The sequence below is a fragment of the Acidisphaera sp. L21 genome, from assembly GCF_009765685.1.
GTDB lineage: Bacteria > Pseudomonadota > Alphaproteobacteria > Acetobacterales > Acetobacteraceae > LMUY01.
In genome coordinates this window covers 1-2,794 of record NZ_LMUY01000127.1, presented here as the reverse complement: position 1 = coordinate 2,794, position 2,794 = coordinate 1, and the positions used below count along the sequence as shown (strand labels likewise).

Annotated in this window: 4 protein-coding genes and 1 pseudogene; 3 read left to right on the top strand and 2 right to left on the bottom strand. The window is 69.9% G+C overall.

The annotated features are described in order from the left end of the window. Together GSQ76_RS24065 and GSQ76_RS24060 are read right to left on the bottom strand one after the other, a co-directional pair. A pseudogene (locus tag GSQ76_RS24065) lies at window positions 1-565 on the bottom strand (ABC transporter permease); the annotation flags it as partial. Continuing rightward, window positions 562-1,263, bottom strand: coding sequence for an ABC transporter ATP-binding protein (locus GSQ76_RS24060; protein ID WP_158746647.1), 702 nt, complete (start codon window positions 1,261-1,263; stop codon window positions 562-564). The pseudogene GSQ76_RS24065 and the gene GSQ76_RS24060, both read right to left, overlap by 4 nt. Here GSQ76_RS24060 and GSQ76_RS24055 point away from each other — a divergent pair. The 3 genes from GSQ76_RS24055 to GSQ76_RS24045 form a co-directional block, all read left to right on the top strand. After that, entirely contained in the window at window positions 1,262-1,915 is a 654-nt protein-coding gene (locus tag GSQ76_RS24055; RefSeq protein WP_254070607.1) for an arylesterase, read from the top strand. The two genes, GSQ76_RS24060 and GSQ76_RS24055, sit on opposite strands and share 2 nt — an antisense overlap. Next, the gene (gene thpR / locus GSQ76_RS24050; RefSeq protein ID WP_158746646.1) at window positions 1,912-2,445 is read left to right on the top strand and encodes an RNA 2',3'-cyclic phosphodiesterase; all 534 of its coding nucleotides are present in this window, start codon (window positions 1,912-1,914) and stop codon (window positions 2,443-2,445) included. The genes GSQ76_RS24055 and thpR overlap by 4 nt, the downstream gene beginning before the upstream one ends. Next, a partial coding sequence (locus tag GSQ76_RS24045; RefSeq protein WP_174247393.1) for a uracil-DNA glycosylase family protein occupies window positions 2,438-2,794 on the top strand: 357 nt, incomplete at its 3' end. The genes thpR and GSQ76_RS24045, both read left to right, overlap by 8 nt.

Sequence of the window (2,794 nt, the reverse complement as noted above, 5' to 3'; positions counted from 1 at the left end):
GGGCGGTGTCGCGGATCAGCACGCGCGGGCCCAGCAGGGCGATGCCACTGGCATGGTCTGGCTCCGCCGTCAGCGCCGCGCGCAGCACGAACTGCCCCACGCCGATGCGCACCGTGTCGCCCACATGCATGCGCAGCCGGGCCAGCACCAGCGGGTCGGCCACCACCCCGCCATCCAGCGCCGTCGCCAGCGGCAGCGCCGGGTCCAGCGCCGGCTGGCCAACCAGCGGGTAGGCGGCGTCCACCGCCTTCAGCTCGATCAACTGCCGCTCGCCAGAGGGTGAGGCGATCAGCGAGCGCATGGTGATGATGGCCGAGATACGATCGCCCCGGCCTTGCAGCCAGGTGCGCAAAGTGTCGGGCAGGGGCTGGGCGCCCCCATCGATAGACAGATCGCCACCCAGCAGCTCGCGCCCATTGGTCGCCAAACCCTCATTCACGGCGGCGCGCAGGCTGCCGACCGCGGCGATCGCAGCCACGCCAAGCGCCAGGCAGGCCAGCACCACGCGAATGCCGCGCAGCCCGCCGCGCAGGTCGCGCAGCGCCAGCCGCCACGCCAGGCTCACGCGGGCACCGCCACCCGGCCGTCGGCTATGCGGATCTGCCGGTCGCAGCGGTCGGCCAGGTTGGCATCATGGGTAATCAGCAGCAGCGTCGTCCCATGCTCGGCCTGCATGCCGAACAGCAGATCCATCACGATCTTGCCAGTGCCGGCGTCTAGATTGCCCGTCGGCTCGTCCGCCAGCAGCAGCCGCGGCGCCGGGGCGAAGGCACGGGCCAGCGCCACGCGCTGCTGCTCGCCACCGGATAATTGCCCCGGCAAATGCGTCAGTCGGTGGCCCAGACCGACCGAGCGCAGGCTCGCGGCCGCCCGCGCCTCCGCATCCTGCCGTCCCGCCAGCTCCAGCGGGATCGCGACGTTTTCCAGCGCCGTCATGGTCGGGATAAGGTGAAACGCCTGGAACACGATGCCCACCGTGTCGCGCCGAAACCGAGCCAGCGCGTCCTCGTTCAGCGCCGTCAAATCGTGCCCCGCCACCCGCACGCTGCCGCCGGTCGCCCGTTCGAGCCCCGCCAGCACCATCAGCAGGCTGGTCTTGCCGGAGCCGGATGGGCCGACGATGCCCACTGCCTCCCCGGCGCCGATGTCCAGATCGATCCCGGCGAGGATGTTGACCGGCCCGGCCGCGGCGGGCACGGTCAGGCGAAGGTCGCGCACTCCGACGAGGGGTGCGAGGGCAGCAGGAGGCAGGGTGGTGTCCATGGCATCTTCATATGGCCTCGGGCGCCGTTGGGCGAAGATGGCATTGTGCATTGCAATGCTGTTGTCACCCGAAATCGCACAGGCTCGGACGATCAAGTTGCTGGTGTTCGGCGACTCGCTGGCGGCGGGGTACGGCCTGGCTGCACCGGACGCGTTCCAGGCCCAATTGGCACTCGCATTGAAGGCGGATGGCTTCGACGTGCAGATCCTGGATGGCGGCGTGTCCGGCGACACCACCGCCGGCGGCAAATCCCGGCTGGACTGGGCGCTGGGCGACAAGCCGGACGCGGTGCTGGTCGAACTCGGCGGCAACGACGCGCTGCGCGGCACCGACCCGGCGGAAATGGATGCCAACCTGACCGCCATCCTGGACAGGCTGGACACGCTGCATCTGCCGGCCCTGCTGTCCGGGATGGAGGCGCCGCCAAACCTCGGCGCCGCCTACCAGCAGCAGTTTCACGCGGTGTTCGCCCGCTTGGGCCAGCGCCCCGGGCTGCTGTTCGACCCATTCTTCCTGGACGGCGTCGCCGGGGACCCGGCGCTGAACCAGGCCGACCACATCCATCCCAACCCCACCGGCGTCAAGAAAGTGGTCGCTCGCATTAAACCCGCGGTCGAGGCGCTGTTGCGCGAGGTACGGAGCGGGCCGTGAGGCTGTTCGTCGCCCTGGAACTACCGCACGACGCCCGGGCTAGACTGGCCCGGTTGGGTACCAGCATGCTCGGCGCCCGCTGGCTGCCGCCGGAGAACCTGCATCTGACCCTGCGCTTCCTCGGCGAGATGCCGGGCCACCGGGCGGAGGAGTTGGACGGCGCGCTGGCAGCACTCCGCGGCCGCGGCTTCACCCTGCACATCAGCGGTGTCGGTGTGCTGGAAAAGGCCGGACGGCCGCAAGCGCTTTGGGCCGGGATCGAGCGCAACCCGCAACTGGACCATCTGCAAGCCAAGATCGAAACCGCGGTGCAGCGCGTGGGCTTCGAGCCGGAGCGGCGGCGCTTCAACCCCCATGTCACCGTTGCAAGGCTGGACAACGCCTCGCCGTTAAAGCTGGCGGAATGGGTGCAGGCGAACAATCTACTGCGTGCCGATCCGGTCGACGTGGAGCACTTCACCCTATTCTCCTCCCGCCTGGGCAAGGACGGCGCCGTCTACACAGCCGAGGTCGAATACGGACTTGCCTGATACCCTAGAACTCGCTGCCGCTGCTGCCCGTGCCTGCACCGCCTGCGCCGACCGTCTGCCGCTTGGGCCGCGCCCGATCCTGCGCGTGTCGACCACCGCCACGGTGCTGATCGCGAGCCAAGCCCCCGGCACCAAGGTGCACATCAGCGGCACACCCTGGACCGACGAGAGCGGCAAGCGCCTGCGCGGCTGGTTGGGCATGACGCCAGAAGAATTCTACGACGGCGCCAAGGTCGCGATCCTGCCCATGGGCCTGTGCTACCCCGGCCGCCTGCCCAATGGCGGCGACGCGCCGCCGCGCCCCGAGTGCCATCAACTCTGGCGCCCCCGCCTGCTGGGCCTGATGCCG